Genomic DNA, 18,569 nt, shown 5'->3' with positions numbered 1-18,569 from the left:
CAAAAGAAGATGAATATCGATTCGTCTTCTTTTGAGTAATTAGAATATTAAAACACCCCCTCAAAAATCTGTTCAATTTCAAACCAAACCTATCCTAGATCTTCTAAAAAAAGCGCACATTTAAGAGAATAAACTATCTAACTTAAACAGCATGAAACCCTATATATCAAGTCCAGCTTCACGAACAAACCTGAAGATATACAGAATGAAAAACTAAATAAGCAACATTTCCTGTTTTCTCTATAAAAATAATAAAAAAGTATGATTTAACCAAAAACAAATTAAAGCAAAATTAAAACAATATAACAACAATACACTCAAAATCTAAACAGAATTTAAACAAAATTTACAAAAAAAGATACATGAAATGTCAAATAACCATCACTAACGGCATTAATGATGCGCAAACCCTTTTTAAAAAAACATTTAGTATCAACTTTTACAAATCAGAAACAATTTAAGAAACATTTAGAATGTTGCACTTGTTATTTTCTTGTGGTTATATCTTGAATCTAATTAAAAGTGACACTTATTAATTACAAAAGTGACTTTTAATAAAATAAGAATTAAACAAAAAACAAATGTCAAGGGAGAATAAAATGCGCGCAAATTCTACATTAGCCAAAGCCGTTCGCTTTGCGTTAATCAGCGGGGCAGCAACTGCTGCTTTAAGCACTTCAATAGTCAATGCAGCTGAAGATGGGGCAAAAGTTGAACGTATTGAAGTAACAGGATCTCGTATAATTAGGGAAGGAGCAATTGCTCCTACGCCTGTCACTGTAATTACGGGAGATGAGCTGCTGTCAACAGGTGTAACTAACATTGGTGAGGCACTAAACCAATTACCTGCACTAGGTAATACATACTCTTTAGCTAACTCAGGTCGTTTCATTGGCACTTCAGGTTTAAACCTTTTAGACCTAAGAAGTATGGGAACTGACAGAACTTTGGTACTTGTAAATGGTAAACGTCATGTTGCAAGTTCAGCAGGAACTTCTTCAGTTGACGTAAATACGATTCCTAGCGGTTGGGTTGAAAAAGTTGAAGTTATTACCGGTGGCGCATCAGCCATCTATGGTGCAGACGCCGTAACTGGTGTTGTCAACTTTATCCTAAAAAAAGACATTGAAGGATTGGATGTTTCAGCGACTAAAGGTTGGGCAGGAGATAATCCACATTCAAAAGACCGATTAGCTTTATCTTACGGTAGTAATTTTGACCAAGATCGCGGTAATGTGGCCTTTGCAGTTGAATACAGTGCTCAAAATCAGTTAAAAGCATTTGATCGAGATGAAACGTCAACTTCATTTACTAATCTGAAGAACACTAATCGTCCGATCGGACCTGATGGTAAGCCTATTGATTCTAATAACCCATCAGATCCTGATAAATATTACACCCCCAATGGTGGTCATTATACGATCAGTAACGCAGGAACATTTTTCTTAGATGGTTGGAAAACATTTAATCAAGATGGTTCGTTGCGTGATGTCTATTCTGGCCCTAAAGTAGACGGTATCTACTGTGTTGATTGCGATTACACTAACCTCAATCAGTTTGTGGAATTACAACCAGAATTTAAACGTTACAACATTAACTTCAAAACAAACTATCAAGTTAATGATAATATGAACGCATATTTCGAAGCAAAATATGTCAATAGTCAATCTACGAATGAAGGTCAACCTGCATTCTTTTTTGGCAAAGGAAGTGACCCTCTAAAAAATACTGACATAAAAATTGATAATGCATTTATTAGCCCAGAACTAGTGGCATTAATGAAAGCTAATAAAGACGCAGATGGTAATCCTGCACCACTTGATACCATTAATATCCGTCGCTTTATGACTGATCTAGGTCAACGTATTGAAGACGATACTCGTGAAACCCAACGCTATGTTATCGGTCTTGAAGGTCTAGTCTTTGAAGACTGGGACTACGATGTCTATGGTATCTACGGTCAAACTGATCTTGAGCGAGTAAATAAAAATAACCTCGTATTAGCCAATTACCAACACGCATTAGATTCCATCAATGTTAATGGTAGTGCTGTATGCCGTGATGAAAATGCAAGAGCGGCAGGATGTGTTGCTCTAGATATTTTTGGCTTTGGAAAACCAAGCCAAGCAGCTATTGATTATGTCAACACCATTTCAACAGGAACATCTGTCATTAAACAAACTGTCCTTGGGGGTTCTTTAACCAACTCAGCTTTATTTGATATGCCAGCTGGTGCTGTTGGTTTTTCAACAGGTGTTGAATACCGTAAAGAAGAGAGTGAAATTTTTGAACCTTCAAATGCCAAAGGAACCTTCTTTAATGCCTTAGGTGAAGATAAAGGTGAGTTTGATGTAAAAGAAGTCTTTGCAGAGGTCAATGTTCCACTACTCACAGATCTACCAATGATCCGTCAACTTGACATGGAGTTAGCAGTTCGTTTTGCTGATTACAGCACTATCGGAAATGCTACTACCTGGAAAGCAGGTCTAAGTTGGGAAGTGAATGACGAACTGCGTGTCCGTTCAACTTACTCAGAAGCCATTAGAGCACCAAATATTAGCGAATTATATGGTGCTGAGAGTCAAAACTTCTTTAGAGTCGAAGACTCATGCAGAACTAAATACTTAAACGATTTAAGCAACCCAGATATACGTAAAGCTAACTGTGCTGCGTTAGGCATTCCAGCAGATTTTAACTCTGATTATGACTCAAAAACACTTGAGGGTGTGAGTAGTGGTAATCAAGATTTAGATCCTGAGGAATCAACTAGTTATACTGTCGGATTTGCTTATCAGCCTAGCTTCATTGATGGCTTATCTATCACGACTGACTACTGGAATATCGCCATTGACAACGCTATTTCCTCAGTAAGTGCACAAGATATTATTGATCGCTGTGTTGATTCAACTTCAGGCATTAACAACGAATATTGCGCATTACTAACCCGTAACCCAACGACTCATGAAATATCATCAATCAGACAGTCATCTCTCAATATCGCAGCTTTGGAAGCCGCTGGTGTTGACTTTGATATTGGCTATAACTTTGATGCATTTGGTGGTGACTTCCGTACAAATCTAATTGCAACTCGTTTGCTAAAACGTAAGAACTTTTCATTCCAAGATGATCCCGATGATTTTGAGGAAGTAGGAGGCACATTAGGTTATGCGAAGTGGCAAGCAAATTGGTCTTTAAACTACTCAATAGCTGAATGGAGCGCCAACTGGAGAACACGTTTTATTGAAGGTGTAAGTCTATATACTGACAAAGAACTTTCACGCAACGCGAACCCAAGTAGCAATATGGAATATAGTGATTATTTTATCAGTGATATCTCTGTTGCCTATGCTTTCGATTCAGGCGTTACATTAAAATTTGGTATCGATAACGTATTCGACCGTGACTTACCATATGGAACAACAGGTACTAGCGCTGGTGCTGCAGCGTACGACAACGTAGGCAGATTCTTCCATACAACAGCAAGCTTTAAATTTTAATTTAAAGTGACTTGTATCAAAAAACGGCATCTTCGGATGCCGTTTTTATTTACTTCATCATTTACACATCATAGAAAACCGACATAAAAAAGTGCCCAGCTACCTGCTGGGCACTTTCACTTCAGACTGATAATTAAAGACGTTTTAGGAATGTTTAGTCAGCTTAATTTCACTCTGATGCTGAGGTTTTTCAGTATGTGAATGTGGTGCAGAAAAGTGTTCATGATGAGCTTTGTGTGGTTCAGCCAAGGTGACTTTACCCTGCTCTATCCACCAATAACCTAAACCAACAATCACACCGCCACCGACAATATTGCCTAGGGTGACTGGGATTAAATTATTGAATATAAAGTTTGCCACGGTTAAATCGGCAAATTGTGCTTGAGTAACCCCTAAAGACACGAAGAACTCTGGGCTGGCGATTGATTGGATCATCATGCCCATAGGCACCATAAACAGGTTAGCGATACTGTGTTCAAAGCCACTACTGACGAACATAGCCACAGGTAAAATTAACAGTAACGATTTAGTCAGCACATCACGGCTGGCAAAGGTCATCCACACACCTAAACACACCAACATGTTACATAAAATGCCTAAACTAAAGGCTTGAATCCAAGTATGGTGCAGTTTGTGCTGTGCCACTTTAAGGGCATTTAATCCCCAGTTACCACCATCAAGATCATACATACCTGCGGCAGTGATCAAGCAAACCATCAACATCGCGCCGACAAAATTGCCGGCATACACGCGGCACCAACATTTGAGTAATTCAGCGCCAGTGACCTGTTTTTGTGCCCAGGCAACGGTACTGAGCACAGAACTGGTGAACAGTTCTCCACCGCAAACAACCACTAAAATTAAACCTAAACTAAAGGCTATTCCGCCAACGAAACGAACTAAACCCCAAGACGCATCGCCTGCGCCAGTAGTTACGGTTAAATAAAAAACAAAGGCTAAAGCGATAAATGCGCCAGCAAACACAGCTAAGCCAAAGGACTGCCAAGGTGCTTTAACCACTTTGCTTGTCCCGTAAATTTCAGCCTGATTGTAACAACTAAAATGAGCTGAAACCTGTGGCGCTTCATGTGCGCTGTTTGTCACAGTTGGAACTGATGACGATGGATTTGGGCTTTTCATTGCATAACTCCAACTTCAGATAAACAAACTTGAACGCGTAGCATAGGTATCTCCAGCAGCGCCATTGCGCAGATAACACGAATCAAAACCGAGATAATGATTTGCTTAGCTTAAATGATGATTCACTAAAGTCTCGCTTTGTATCATACAACGCGCTTATGCTGTGAAGCAGATATTGCTAAAGCGTGATGCTATTCACACCCAAAATGTGAAAACTTTGAAGCCAAAAACACAAAAGGTTAATTGGTCTTACCACGGCGACCCGATTTTCATCGCGAGAATGTGGCTTAATTAAGATGGTATACAATGCATATCCTGCACGTTTCCATTTCATATTTAGCGAACTAACGCTTAAATTAATGCCCTATAGATTCAAGTTAACCTCAGCAATGACACATTAAATGACCAATAGCTTGACGCGTGTATCTCAGTATTCATTAAATTGAACCCATACTTTAGCATTTACAGTTTAGTCCAACAGCAAGTAACAAGTTGCCTGCATCATTGCAAACTACCATATTTAGCCACTCTCTAACCCTTCCTGAATGATTTAAGCATTGCATGCTTTATTTGATGGCGTTATGACATGCCGTCTCCTAAATCGACACTAAGTTAGCAAAGAAAAATAAATTAATACAAATAGCTAACATCAAACTTATTTTTAATATCATAACCACTGCGCCTACTGTGACAGCTCCCATTATCGAGCCGTGACTCCCACCAATCAAAATCAGCCTATACGAGGATAGATTTATCCTCGCTAAAGGTGGACAGTAAATGGTAACAATATAGGCAGGCTGATTTAAGAGATAATGGGGTTCAGATGTCACACCAAGTTAAAAAGCGTGCCGTATTCCCTATTGTGGTAAAAAAATGCTACCTAGCTAGCAAATTTGGGATTAACAGAGCATAAACCAAGCCGTTTAAGATGCGATAGCGACAGACCTATGTTAATATGCTCATGGACAATTGGTCTTACCAATTATAAAGATTTATCAGTAGCCGATAATCAAAGTAAGCGAATATTTGTCATCTTATCGGGTATCAATAGACAGACTTTTGGAGTGACGAGCGCTTCAAAATCCAGTTCCCATCATAGGGCGTCATCATGAAGGGAGCTTTATTTCAGGAATTAGCTATTGGCTTATACTCAGCATTGCTTAACGCTTAACGCTGATCGCCAATAACCTTTTATCTCAACCAGAAGGTATTAGTACGATGACCGACAAAACTGAACTGTTTGCCAACGCATGGGAAGGCTTTACTCCTGGCGATTGGAAATCTGAAGTCAATGTACGTGACTTTATCCAACAAAACTACGCGCCTTTTGAAGGCGACGAGTCCTTCCTCGCCGGTGCCACCGAAGCGACCACAAAATTGTGGGATAAAGTCATGGAAGGCATCAAACAGGAAAACCGTACCCACGCGCCTGTTGATTTCGACACTAAGATGGTTTCAACCATCACTTCCCACGACGCTGGCTACATCAACAAAGAATTAGAAACTATCGTTGGCTTACAAACAGACGCGCCGCTAAAACGCGCTATGTTGCCTAACGGTGGTATTCGTATGGTGGAAAGCTCATGCGCCGCCTACGATCGTGTACTGGATGAAGATGTTAAATACGTTTATTCAGAACTGCGCAAAACCCATAACCAAGGTGTGTTCGATGTTTACACCCCCGAAATTATGGCCTGTCGTAAATCAGGTATTTTAACGGGCTTACCCGATGCTTATGGCCGTGGCCGTATCATTGGTGACTATCGCCGTGTGGCACTTTACGGTATCGATTACCTGATGAAAGATAAGTTTGCCCAATTTAGCTCACTGCAAGCGCAGTTCGAAGCGGGTGAAGAGTTATCTAACGTTATCCAATTACGTGAAGAAATTGCCGAGCAACACCGTGCATTAGGCCAAATGAAGAAAATGGCTGCCAAGTATGGCTTCGATATTTCTCGTCCAGCGACCAATGCACAAGAAGCGATCCAATGGACTTACTTCGGCTATTTAGCTGCAGTGAAGAGCCAAAACGGCGCTGCCATGTCATTAGGTCGTACCTCTTCATTCCTCGACATCTATATTGAACGTGATCTGAAAAATGGCACCTTAACTGAGCAACAAGCTCAGGAAATGGTTGACCATTTCGTGATGAAATTACGTATGGTGCGTTTCCTACGTACCCCTGAATACGACGAATTGTTCTCAGGCGACCCAATTTGGGCGACAGAGTCAATCGGCGGTATGGGCTTAGATGGCCGTACGTTAGTGACGAAATCAAGCTTCCGTTTCTTGAACACCCTTTACACTATGGGTCCAAGTCCAGAGCCAAACATCACAGTCTTATGGTCAGATAAACTGCCAATCGGTTTCAAAAAATATTGCGCCAAAGTGTCTATCGACACTAGCTCAATCCAATACGAAAACGATGACTTAATGCGTCCTGATTTCCAATCAGACGACTATGCAATCGCCTGTTGTGTGAGCCCTATGGTTGTGGGTAAACACATGCAGTTCTTCGGTGCTCGCGCTAACTTAGCGAAAACCATGCTGTATGCGATTAACGGCGGCGTAGACGAAAAACTGAAAATCCAGATTGCCCCTAAAGCAGACATGATCACAGACGAAGTGCTCAACTTTGATGATGTGATGAATCGCTTAGACGGTTTAATGGATTGGTTGGCGACTCAATATGTCACTGCACTGAACTCAATCCACTACATGCACGATAAGTACTCTTACGAAGCCGCGCTTATGGCGCTGCACGACAGAGACGTACGTCGCACTATGGCTTGTGGTATTGCGGGTTTATCTATCGCAGCCGACTCACTGTCTGCCATCAAATACGCCACCGTAAAACCGGTTCGTGATGAAAACGGCATAGCAGTTGATTTCGATATCAGCGGTGACTATCCAAAATTTGGTAACAACGACCCACGTGTAGATGATATCGCCTGTGACTTAGTTGAACGTTTTATGGCGAAAATTCGTGACCGTAAAATGTATCGCAATGCGATCCCAACGCAGTCAATTCTGACCATCACCTCAAACGTGGTTTATGGTAAGAAAACCGGTAACACACCCGATGGTCGTCGTTCAGGTGCGCCATTTGCACCGGGTGCAAACCCTATGCATGGCCGTGATGAAAAAGGCGCAATCGCTTCTTTAACCTCAGTGGCAAAACTCCCATTTGCCCACGCTCAAGACGGTATTTCTTATACCTTCTCAATCGTGCCAAATGCGCTGGGTAAAGATGATGATGCTCGCCGTACCAACTTAGCGGCATTGATGGACGGATACTTCGACCACAATGACAAAAAAGAAGGTGGCCAACACTTGAACGTCAACGTGATGAACCGCGAGATGCTCGAAGATGCCGTTAAGCATCCAGACAAGTATCCACAGCTGACCATCCGTGTTTCTGGCTATGCAGTGCGCTTCAACTCACTGACTCCAGAACAACAACAAGATGTGATCACGCGTACGTTCACAAAAGGTCTGTAAGCTAAATTAGTCAAGGCTGTAGTACACTGTGCTACAGCCTCACTTATTTTAACAGGAGTCACAATGGCAGTTATCGGTCGGATCCACTCGGTGGAATCCTTTGGCACAGTAGATGGTCCCGGCATACGGTTTATCACCTTTATGCAGGGCTGTTTAATGCGCTGCCAATATTGCCACAACCGTGACACTTGGGATCTTGATGGCGGAAAAGAAGTTCTGGTCGATGAGTTAATGAGTCAAATCATCAGCTATCGGCCTTTTCTCGATGCCAGCAATGGTGGTGTTACGGCCAGTGGTGGTGAAGCCATTTTACAGGCCGAATTTGTCGCCGAATTATTCACAGCCTGTCAGCAAGAAGGTATTCATACCTGTTTAGATACCAATGGTTTTGTACGTAAGTACACGCCAGTGATTGATGAGTTACTCGACCATACTGACTTGGTCCTGCTCGACATCAAGCACATGGACGATGAAAAACATATTGAGTTAACTAAAGTCAGCAACCATAGAACATTACAGTTTGCGCAGTATTTGGCAGAGCGTAATCAAGCGACGTGGATACGTTATGTCGTAGTGGGCGGATTTACCGACGATGAAGCATCGGCATTACAACTGGCCGAGTTTATCAAACCCATGAAAAACATTGAAAAGGTAGAGTTACTACCCTATCACGAATTAGGTAAACATAAGTGGGAAGCCATGGGCGAAAGCTATCAACTCGATGGGATATCCCCCCCGAGTCGAGAAACCATGGAAAAGATCAAAGCGGTATTTGTCCAACAAGGGATTAACGCGATTTATTAATCCACAGTAACAAAAGAGCCAAAAGGGATAACCGCGGCAACAGCCTAAAGTTCTTCCCAATAACTGGCATCTAAACGCTCAAAGGCTATTTTTAAAATCAGTGCCATATCGAGGTAACAGGCCTTAGCGCCTAACGTGTGGCAATTGATACCCATGGATGACAACTTCGCACTCAACTGGTTAATCCAGTCGAACAGCGTTAACGGTAATGGATGGCGAGCTCGCCAGCCTAACCACAGCAGCCCCTGTAACGGTAAGCTGATGAAAAATAAACCGAGAGTGACAGCTTGGGGCAGAAATGCCCAACCGTGAATATACAGCTGGCTCATGCTCACAAAAATCGCCAGCACTGGCATCACCAGTATGGCGAGCTGAGTTGCTCGGACGACCCGATACTCAGGAAAATAAAAACCCAGTTGTCTAACCATAGGCCAAGTCTTCATATACTGATGACCATCACCTAAGGTTTTGAGGATCTTAATGCTCAATCTTAGACACCAACTACAATGGAATACTGCTCTTACCATAGCACAATCTGGCGAATCGCCCCAAGACTGATATGGTAAAAACACCGCAGTTCCTCATTATTTTGAATCGTTATATTAAACACAATGGCAAAGGGTTTACACATGTCAAATAAACTGGTTTTAGTTCTCAATTGCGGTAGCTCTTCTCTCAAATTTGCCGTCATTGACGCGCAAACAGGTGACGACCAAATTTCTGGCTTAGCCGAATGTTTTGGTTTAGAAGACTCTCGCATTAAATGGAAAATCAACGGCGAAAAACATGAAGCAGCCTTAGGTGCATTTACGGCTCACCGTGAAGCAGTTGAATACATTGTTAATAAAATTCTTGCGGAACAACCTGAATTAGCAGCAAAAATTCAAGCCGTTGGCCATCGTATCGTTCACGGTGGTGAGAAATTCACTCGCTCAGTGATCATCGATGAGAGCGTGATCAAAGGTATCGAAGACTGTGCTTCATTAGCCCCACTGCACAATCCTGCTCACCTTATCGGCATCCGCGCGGCAATGGCCTCTTTCCCTAAATTGCCACAGGTTGCTGTATTTGATACCGCTTTCCACCAAAGCATGCCAGACAGAGCTTATGTCTACGCCCTGCCTTACAAGTTATACCGTGAACACGGTATCCGCCGTTATGGCATGCATGGCACGAGTCATTTATTTGTTAGCCGTGAAGCGGCAAAAATGCTCAACAAGCCAATTGAAGAAACGAATGTTATCTGTGCTCACTTAGGCAACGGTGCATCAGTCACTGCCATCAAAGGCGGCAAAAGTGTCGACACTTCTATGGGCTTAACCCCATTAGAAGGTTTAGTGATGGGCACACGTTGTGGCGATATTGACCCTTCAATCATCTATCACTTAGTCCATCAACTGGGTTACACCTTAGAAGAAGTGAATAACCTGATGAACAAGCAAAGTGGTCTGCTGGGTATTTCCGAGCTGACCAACGATTGCCGTGGCATTGAGGAAGGTTACGCCGAGGGCCATAAAGGCGCGACCTTAGCCTTAGAAATCTTCTGCTACCGCTTAGCCAAGTACATCGCCTCTTACACTGTGCCACTGGGCCGTTTAGATGCAGTCGTCTTCACCGGTGGTATTGGTGAAAACTCAGATTTAATCCGTGAAAAAGTGCTCAACATGCTGGAAATATTCAATTTCCATGTCGATAGTGAGCGCAACAAAGCGGCGCGTTTCGGTAAGAAAGGTATCATCACCCAAGATAAAGGCACGATTGCCATGGTGATACCAACGAACGAAGAATGGGTTATCGCCGAAGATTCCATTAAACTTATCAACAAATAAAAAGGCCGAAGCCGTTTGCTCACCCAAACGGCTTTATACCTTACGTAGCCGTACTCACAAGCAAATTTGCAGAAACTATTCTGCCAAAAACCATCGAAACTAGAGGTTTTTATGTCTCGTAATATTATGTTAATCCCCATAGGTACCGGAGTCGGCCTGACCTCCTTAAGCCTTGGGATGGTGCGCGCACTGGAGCGCCACGGGGTTAAGGTTCAGTTCTTTAAGCCTATTTCTCAGCTTCGTCCAAACGATAATGGCCCAGAACGCTCAACCACTATTCTGAGCAAATCGCCAACAGTAAATCCCTTAGAGCCCTTCGACATGACCCATGCCGAAGCCTTAATTCGCGCCGACCAAATCGACGTCTTAATGGAGCAAATCATCGCCCGTGCGGCCGATTGCGCTAGCAACACAGAGACCTTAATTGTCGAAGGTTTAGTGCCAACGCGTAATCATCCCTTCGCCGATGATGTGAACTATGCCATCGCTAAAGCCATGGATGCCGACGTAATTTTTATTGCCACACCAGGCAGTGATACGGCTACAGGGCTAATGAATCGCCTCGAAATCGCCTATAACTCTTGGGGCGGAAAAAAGAACAAACGCCTGATTGGTGCTGTGATCAACAAGATTGGTGCCCCCGTTGACGACGAAGGTCGCGCGCGCCCTGACTTATCTGAAGTCTTTGATCACCAAGGTGTTCAACGCTCAGATGCAGCCAGCATGTTCCAACTGCCGGGTAAGAGCCCACTGCGTATTTTAGGCAGCGTGCCCTACAATCTTGATCTTGTCGCTCCTCGTGCGTCGGATTTAGCGAAACATTTAAGTGCACGCATTCTGAATGCTGGTGAAATGCATACCCGCCGCCTGCGTAAAGTAACGTTTTGTGCCCGCAGTATCCCGAACATGGTCACTCATATTAAGACTGACTCCTTGCTTGTAACCTCAGGCGACCGCTCAGATGTGATCGTATCAGCCTGTCTTGCGGCCATGAACGGCGTGAAAATTGGTGCCCTGTTGTTGACCGGTAGCTATGAGCCGGAGCCAGAAATTCTTAAGCTGTGTGAGCAGGCCTTTGAAACCGGTTTACCTGTGTTCTTGATCGACAGTAACACTTGGCAAACCTCGCTCAACATTCAACGTTTCGACCATGAAGTACCCGTCGATGACGCGGTTCGTATCGATCTGGTGCAGGATTATGTGGCCAGCCACATTGACCAAACGTGGATTGAAAGCGTGACTAAAAACTCACCCCGTGAGCATCGCCTGTCACCACCCGCTTTCCGTTACAAACTCACGGAATTGGCGCGCGCCGCCCACAAGACTGTGGTGCTGCCAGAAGGTGATGAGCCGCGTACCATTAAAGCAGCGGCCATTTGTGCCGAGCGCGGTATCGCGCGCTGTGTACTTTTAGGCAAAAAAGATGAAATCCTGCGTATTGCCGCACAACAAGATGTAGTGCTTGGCGAAGGTGTGATCATTATCGATCCAGAAGAGGTGCGCGACCGTTACGTAGAACCTATGTTGGAACTGCGTCGCAGCAAAGGCTTAACTGAAGTCGTTGCCCGTGAACAGTTAGAAGACAACATGGTGCTCGGCACTATGATGCTGGCGCAAAACGAAGTCGACGGTATCGTTTCTGGTGCGGTTAACACCACAGCCAATACCATTCGCCCACCACTGCAATTGATCAAAACGGCACCGGGCTCAAGCTTAGTTTCATCCATCTTCTTTATGCTGATGCCAGATCAAGTGCTTGTTTACGGTGACTGTGCGATTAACCCAGATCCCAATGCTGAGCAGTTAGCTGATATCGCCATCCAATCGGCAGAATCAGCAAAAGCCTTCGGTATCGAGCCAAGAGTGGCAATGATCAGCTACTCAACTGGCAACTCAGGTACAGGTTCTGATGTGGATAAAGTGCGTGAAGCAACCCGTATTGCCAAAGAAAAACGCCCAGATCTGATTATTGATGGTCCATTGCAATACGATGCGGCAGTCATGCCAAACGTTGCACGCTCTAAGGCACCTAATAGCCCTGTCGCTGGTCAAGCTACCGTTTTCGTGTTCCCAGACCTTAATACAGGCAACACGACTTACAAGGCCGTACAGCGAAGCGCCGATCTGATCAGTATTGGTCCTATGCTGCAAGGTATGCGCAAACCTGTGAACGACTTGTCTCGCGGCGCGTTAGTCGATGACATCGTCTACACTATCGCACTAACGGCAATTCAAGCCGCACAAAACGACGCAGCTAAAGGCTAACAGCATTAAATCTGCATAGCGTTACGCACAAAAAAGCACTGGTTATTACCGGTGCTTTTTTATGCTCAAATTTAGCGTAAACCATACCGTTGATCGCAAGAATCGCTTAATGGATAAGTCGAAATTGCAAAAGATGAAGAAAAAAAGAGAAATATCGAATTATGCAGTGTGAATAAGCTCGGCAAATTGCGAAAAATATCCACAAGTAGAAGTGGAACATAATGGAAAGCAGAAAAGCGTCACTTTTTAACCAGCAAATAAAGCAAGACAATATCAATGACTTACAAAGTATCACTGAAGTCTTCAACATAGTTTTCCACAGTTTCTGTGGATAACCTTTTTATATGACTCCTAACTATATGCCACACACATGAGGTTTGAGTCAATGCTTTTCACAATAGACAGCGAATCACGACAAGACTTGTACATTACAGCTAAAATCGCGATACTCGGAACAAATTCCAATAACTAAAACTTATGCGAACTCTATTTTTTTTCTCCCTCCTGTTCCTCTTCGGTTGTGGCGATCCCTCAACGCAAGAGCAACGCCAGTTATCACCGGAAGAAGTGAGCTTAGGCTTTTTTAAAGCGATTTATGTTGATCGTAATGTTGAACAAGCCAAGCAATACGTCGACGATCCCATTAAACAAGTGCTCACCCATTACCACATTGCCGCAGCCGTACAGCGTAATATGCTCGGCCTATCTATGACCAATGTTGAAATGGAAATTGATGATATCGATATCGACTTCTTCCGCAAATTTACCAAAGACGTCATTGTTGTGGTCAAAATGAAAGGTCTTAAAGGTGGTCAACCATGGATTGATGACAGGACCATACGCCTACACAAAATTGGTAGCCAATGGATTATCGTCGAACTTCTGCCTGAAAAGCGCAAAGTTAACGGTTAACCCCCTTTCTTGCCTGCTTTCACCGCGCATACCTTGTCATACAATCATTCTGCTTACTTTCAGCCAAAAAAATAGCAACCTTAGGGTTGCTATTTTTTTGTGCTTGTTCTGTTATTTCCGACTCATAAGTACCGTCAGTTTAATCGCTATCGATTAAGCTTGGATCACTTCTTCTTCGCTTTCAGCAGGTAAAGACGTTAGTACATCGTCTTTCACTTGATAATAAGCATTTTCGTATTCATGAACTTCCATAACAACTCCTGCTTGATTGGGTAAGGTCGCAGAGGCTTGCCATTCTATGCTGACATTTTGCCTATGAGGAAAGGGATACATTCCGTGGGCTGGAGTATAACAAAGCAAAAGCCACAATTACAGAAAACTTTCAGTTTTGTATCACCAAGCATAGCATTTAAGGCTGGTTATCATTTAAATAGCTCACAATCAGTGATTCAACATGAAAGACTTTCACTTTCTACGAGGATATTGAGGCCATGCTGACGCCATTTCATCATTCGCTTTATACACAAAAGCGATTAACAGAAATCGCTTACATAAAATGAATCTAGGGAATGCCATTAGATGTTCAGGGCAGGCTCTATGGTGAAATGTCCACCCTAAAACACTTAGACCAACATCAAGTCAGTAAAGTGATTAAAACCTATGGGCGATCGCAGCTATCTGAGCGATTAAGCTACTGAATAATAAGTGCTGAGTAATCAGCGACAGTGTAAAAAGCTAAACACTCAACCTAAGCCGACAAAAAAGGCCAGTTAATACTGGCCTGTTAAGCTAAATCAGGCCTAGGCTTGAGTCGATAAGCGGTAGCGAAGCACCTTAAGTGACTTCTCTTCCGACACATCCATAAAGGCTAGCGGATTGGCTAAGCGCTCTATGTATTCGAGTGCAGGTGCTGCTTCCGCTACCTGTTGACGCAGGAAAGCGGTATCGAGTTCAGGTGCATTTAGACACAGTAATACTTCGCCATTCTCGGCAAGCAACTCAGGTAAACGCCTAATTAAACGCACATAATCCTTAGTCGCTACAAAACTGCCCTTCTGATTGCTCGGTGGATCGGCAACAACAATGTCGTAGGGACCGAGCTTTTTCAGTTTGCCCCAAGATTTAAAAATATCATGGCCTAAAAAACGGGCTCCCGCGCTAAAGCCATTCAGCAAATGGTTCTGCTTACCTATGCCTAATGCGCCTTTGCTCATGTCCATATTCACAACTTCATCGGCGCCCCCTTGTAATGCCGCGACCGAGAAACCACAGGTATAAGCGAACAAATTAAGCACCTTTTTATAACGGGCGTTTGCTCTAACCCACTCACGACCATTAGCCATATCGAGGAAGAGTCCGTGGTTTTGTCCGCGCATTAGGTGCACCTGAAACCGTGCGCCATTTTCGCTAACGATATGCGGCTCAGGCACTTCACCTTGCAATAATTGGGTAAACGTCTCCCCCGCACTACGGTATTGGTAGACTAAATTCAATTGGCTATCTGGCCTAATAGCTTGCCAGCGCGCTGCAATCGCCTGTTGGCAGAGGGTTAAATCCGTATCCTCCAAGGGAGTAAAACTGGTCAGCAATAGTACGGGTGCAAACCAATCTAAACATAGGTGCTCACAACCCACGTAATGCCCACCGCGGCCGTGGAATAACCGCACCGCATCATCACCTAACTCAATTGTCGCTAGCGCTTGTATAAAACTTTGCATCTTCTACTACTTACTCTCAGTTGCACTTGTATTGGCTTCATCGCCATTGGGAATTGCATTTTCCGTGTTACTGGCCAAGAACTTATCTTCGATATCGTCCGATAATAAAATGGCTAACCAATTACCACTCTTACTCGATTCGAGGGCAATTTTAACCACCATAGTCAATGGCACTGACAGCAACATGCCCACAGAACCTAATAACCAGCCCCAGAAAATTAATGATAAAAACACCACTAAGGTCGATAACCCCAGACCGCGCCCCATAAATTTAGGCTCAATGATATTGCCCATCACCATGTTGGCACCCACGTACAAAAGTGCAGTCCCCCCCGCAGCCGCAGGGCCAAGCTGAATAAAGGCCAACAACACCGCTGGAATTGCGGCAATGATAGAACCAATATTGGGAATGTAATTAAACAGGAAAGCAATCACCGCCCATAACATGGCGTAATCCACGCCAATGAAGGTCAACCCCACACCGACGATGATCCCAGTAGCCAAACTCACTAAGGTCTTGATCACCATGTACTGATTCACAGATTGTAAAAAGCGGTCAATCTGCTTTAAGCGCATATCGGGATCGTCCAATGCCAGATGCAATTTCTTTGGCAGCGACTGAGCTTCAAACAGCATAAAGACGATAGTGAGGATGATCAGAAATAAATTCGCCATCACATTGCCGACACCCGATAGCATATTCGTGGTCATAGACAAGGCCATACCTGGGTCAAAATAGGCTAATACCTGATCCTTCGAAATCTGAATATTTAATGCCTGTAATTTATGGATAATCCACGAAAACTGCTCCACCAGCTGATCGCGATATTGGGGCAATTGTTTAGAAAACTCATTGACAGAACTGCCGACGACTGAGGCTAACCATAGGCCCATCAACACAATAAAACCCATCAAGAGGATCACTGCCAGCCATTTAGGCACACGGAACTTTGTCATCAAACCGATTGCAGGATTACAAATCACCGCAAGAAAACTGGACAGCACAAACGGCACCACAATCGGGCTCGCCGCCTTAATCCCTGCCAAAATAATCACTACAAAGGCCATAACCGCAAAGCCACGATAGGCAGCAGAGGGCGCATTAGGTCGAGTCATTTATTAAAAATCCTTCTTGATCTTAGATAAAATTGTTAGGCTAACCCTTGAAACCACTTAACCTCAGCAACTTTAGCTTAAGATAGCCATTTGTCATTATGAAACCAGAAACCGCGATTATACGCATTAAAAACTTAAGACTTCGTACTTTTATTGGCATTAAAGAAGATGAAATCCAAAATCGCCAAGACGTGATCATTAATGTCGTGATCCATTATTGTGCCGAACGTGCCCGCAACAGTGACAATGTCGAGGATGCGCTCAATTACCGCACTATCACCAAAAAGATCATTGAACTGATTGAGAATAACCGTTTCTCATTACTCGAAAATCTCACCAGCCAAACGCTGGCCATCGCCAGTGAGCATCCTTGGGTTGAATTTGCCAGTGTCGAAATCGACAAGCCCCATGCACTACGCTTTGCCGATTCAGTCTCGATGGAGTTATGTTATCAAAAATAATCTAGCTAAAAATACTCCGACTAAGTGATCGTTGCACACCGCATTTTGGTATATATCCGCAGAGCTTAACCAATTAAGAGAGGTTCCATGAATATACTGATCACCGGCGCAAGCGGCTTTATTGGCCGCCAATTAGTCGAACGACTGGCGCCATATCATCAACTGACGTTATTAACTCGCTCGGTGCAACAAACACAAAAAGTGCTCGGCAATCAGCACCATTACCTCGAGAGTCTCGATGAGCTAAGCGACTTAAATCACATTGATGCCATTGTAAATCTTGCGGGTGAACCCATAGTCGCTAAACGTTGGAGTAAAAACCAGAAGCAACGCATTTGTGATAGTCGCTGGAATATTACGGCAAGATTAACTCAGCTAATACAACAGAGTAGCACTCCTCCTCAGATCATGGTGAGTGGTTCGGCAGTCGGTTATTACGGGCGGCACGATGATAAATTACTCGATGAGTCTAGTGGCGCCCATGTTGAGTTTAGCCATGACATCTGTCGAAAATGGGAACAAGAGGCGCTAAATGCAACCTCAGAGCACACACGCGTCTGTATTATCCGTATTGGTATCGTGCTAGGTAAAGGTGGTGCCTTAGAGAAAATGTTACCGCCATTTAAACTCGGACTCGGTGGCCCAATTGGCCATGGACGCCAAGGTATGAGCTGGATCCATGTGCAGGATCTCATTTCCCTTATTGATTTTTTACTCACTCAACAACACTGTAAAGGCATATTTAATGCCACTGCACCCAATCCAGTAAGTAACGCTGTGTTTACCAAAGCGCTCGGAAAAGTACTTAATCGCCCAGCGTTAATCACTACCCCACCGCTTGCATTACGCTTAGCGATGGGCGAAATGTCGGAGCTGCTGACAGAAGGGCAATTTGTTTACCCCAAACGTGCCCTCGAAGCGGGTTTTCAGTTTCAATTCAGTGATCTTGATAACGCCTTAACAAACGTGTTAGCCAAATAGGCTAGCACGCTAGAGCCTAAACTCAGCTTAAATATCCTGATAAAATCAGTCGCTGATGCAGGCGGATCTTAGTATTCAAATCCGCTCAACAACCAAGTATATTGTAGCGTCAATCTTGCCATTATTTTAGCAACACTAGAAAAACAAGAATATAACATCATGATTTCTATTATGATTTAGCGACAATCCGTCCATTTTCTGCTAAACTCGCCTCCATTCGGTCATAGGAGGCACGCATTAACCGCCTCAGCCTTGATCACAGATAGACTCAGCAACACCTCATAAATAGACAGTTATTTATGCTCAGGAACAGGCTATTTAATCTGCTGTTCTTGGTCTGTAGAC

General features: G+C 43.7%; 12 protein-coding genes. 8 read left to right on the top strand and 4 right to left on the bottom strand.

Annotation, left to right across the window (positions count from 1 at the left end; genetic code table 11):
* Positions 1-599: 599 nt before the first annotated feature.
* On the top strand, positions 600-3,497 hold the full coding sequence (locus L5L97_RS19325; RefSeq protein ID WP_263183530.1) for a TonB-dependent receptor domain-containing protein: 2,898 nt from the start codon (positions 600-602) through the stop codon (positions 3,495-3,497).
* A gap of 144 nt (positions 3,498-3,641) precedes the next feature.
* On the opposite strand, the gene focA is transcribed toward L5L97_RS19325, so the two are convergent.
* Positions 3,642-4,637, bottom strand: a complete 996-nt coding sequence (gene focA, locus L5L97_RS19320) for a formate transporter FocA (protein WP_105252136.1) — start codon at positions 4,635-4,637, stop codon at positions 3,642-3,644.
* A gap of 1,218 nt (positions 4,638-5,855) precedes the next feature.
* Here focA and pflB point away from each other — a divergent pair.
* The gene (pflB, locus tag L5L97_RS19315) at positions 5,856-8,138 is read left to right on the top strand and encodes a formate C-acetyltransferase (RefSeq protein ID WP_028760972.1); all 2,283 of its coding nucleotides are present in this window, start codon (positions 5,856-5,858) and stop codon (positions 8,136-8,138) included.
* A 63-nt stretch (positions 8,139-8,201) separates the two neighbouring features.
* Entirely contained in the window at positions 8,202-8,942 is a 741-nt protein-coding gene (gene pflA, locus L5L97_RS19310) for a pyruvate formate lyase 1-activating protein (RefSeq protein WP_105252135.1), read from the top strand.
* Between the two features lie 44 nt (positions 8,943-8,986).
* Here the strand turns inward: pflA and yfbV are convergent, their stop codons facing one another.
* Positions 8,987-9,430: a terminus macrodomain insulation protein YfbV gene (gene yfbV / locus L5L97_RS19305; RefSeq protein WP_081729091.1), complete on the bottom strand. Its 444-nt coding sequence runs from the start codon at positions 9,428-9,430 to the stop codon at positions 8,987-8,989.
* A 141-nt stretch (positions 9,431-9,571) separates the two neighbouring features.
* Here yfbV and ackA point away from each other — a divergent pair, with 141 nt between their 5' ends.
* The 3 genes from ackA (at position 9,572) to L5L97_RS19290 (ending at position 13,948) form a co-directional block, all read left to right on the top strand.
* Entirely contained in the window at positions 9,572-10,771 is a 1,200-nt protein-coding gene (gene ackA, locus L5L97_RS19300) for an acetate kinase (protein WP_105252134.1), read from the top strand.
* A 111-nt stretch (positions 10,772-10,882) separates the two neighbouring features.
* Complete coding sequence (pta, locus tag L5L97_RS19295) at positions 10,883-13,036, top strand: phosphate acetyltransferase (protein ID WP_263183528.1); 2,154 nt, start codon at positions 10,883-10,885, stop codon at positions 13,034-13,036.
* 477 nt (positions 13,037-13,513) lie between these two features.
* On the top strand, positions 13,514-13,948 hold the full coding sequence (locus L5L97_RS19290; RefSeq protein ID WP_105252133.1) for a hypothetical protein: 435 nt from the start codon (positions 13,514-13,516) through the stop codon (positions 13,946-13,948).
* An 800-nt stretch (positions 13,949-14,748) separates the two neighbouring features.
* Here L5L97_RS19290 and L5L97_RS19285 read toward each other — a convergent pair.
* Both L5L97_RS19285 and L5L97_RS19280 read right to left on the bottom strand, forming a co-directional pair.
* Positions 14,749-15,666 carry a class I SAM-dependent methyltransferase gene (locus L5L97_RS19285; protein ID WP_131523541.1) on the bottom strand — a complete coding sequence of 306 codons (918 nt, stop codon included), beginning with the start codon at positions 15,664-15,666 and terminating at the stop codon, positions 14,749-14,751.
* Between the two features lie 6 nt (positions 15,667-15,672).
* The gene (locus L5L97_RS19280) at positions 15,673-16,782 is read right to left on the bottom strand and encodes an AI-2E family transporter (RefSeq protein WP_219234382.1); all 1,110 of its coding nucleotides are present in this window, start codon (positions 16,780-16,782) and stop codon (positions 15,673-15,675) included.
* A gap of 98 nt (positions 16,783-16,880) precedes the next feature.
* Here L5L97_RS19280 and folX point away from each other — a divergent pair, with 98 nt between their 5' ends.
* Both folX and L5L97_RS19270 read left to right on the top strand, forming a co-directional pair.
* Positions 16,881-17,243, top strand: coding sequence for a dihydroneopterin triphosphate 2'-epimerase (gene folX / locus L5L97_RS19275; protein WP_006082167.1), 363 nt, complete (start codon positions 16,881-16,883; stop codon positions 17,241-17,243).
* 87 nt (positions 17,244-17,330) lie between these two features.
* Positions 17,331-18,224: a TIGR01777 family oxidoreductase gene (locus L5L97_RS19270; protein ID WP_263183524.1), complete on the top strand. Its 894-nt coding sequence runs from the start codon at positions 17,331-17,333 to the stop codon at positions 18,222-18,224.
* Positions 18,225-18,569 lie beyond the last annotated feature (345 nt).

The organism is Shewanella sp. SM71, assembly GCF_025653905.1.
Classification (GTDB): domain Bacteria; phylum Pseudomonadota; class Gammaproteobacteria; order Enterobacterales; family Shewanellaceae; genus Shewanella; species Shewanella oncorhynchi.
This window is presented reverse-complemented; position numbering and strand designations above follow the sequence as displayed.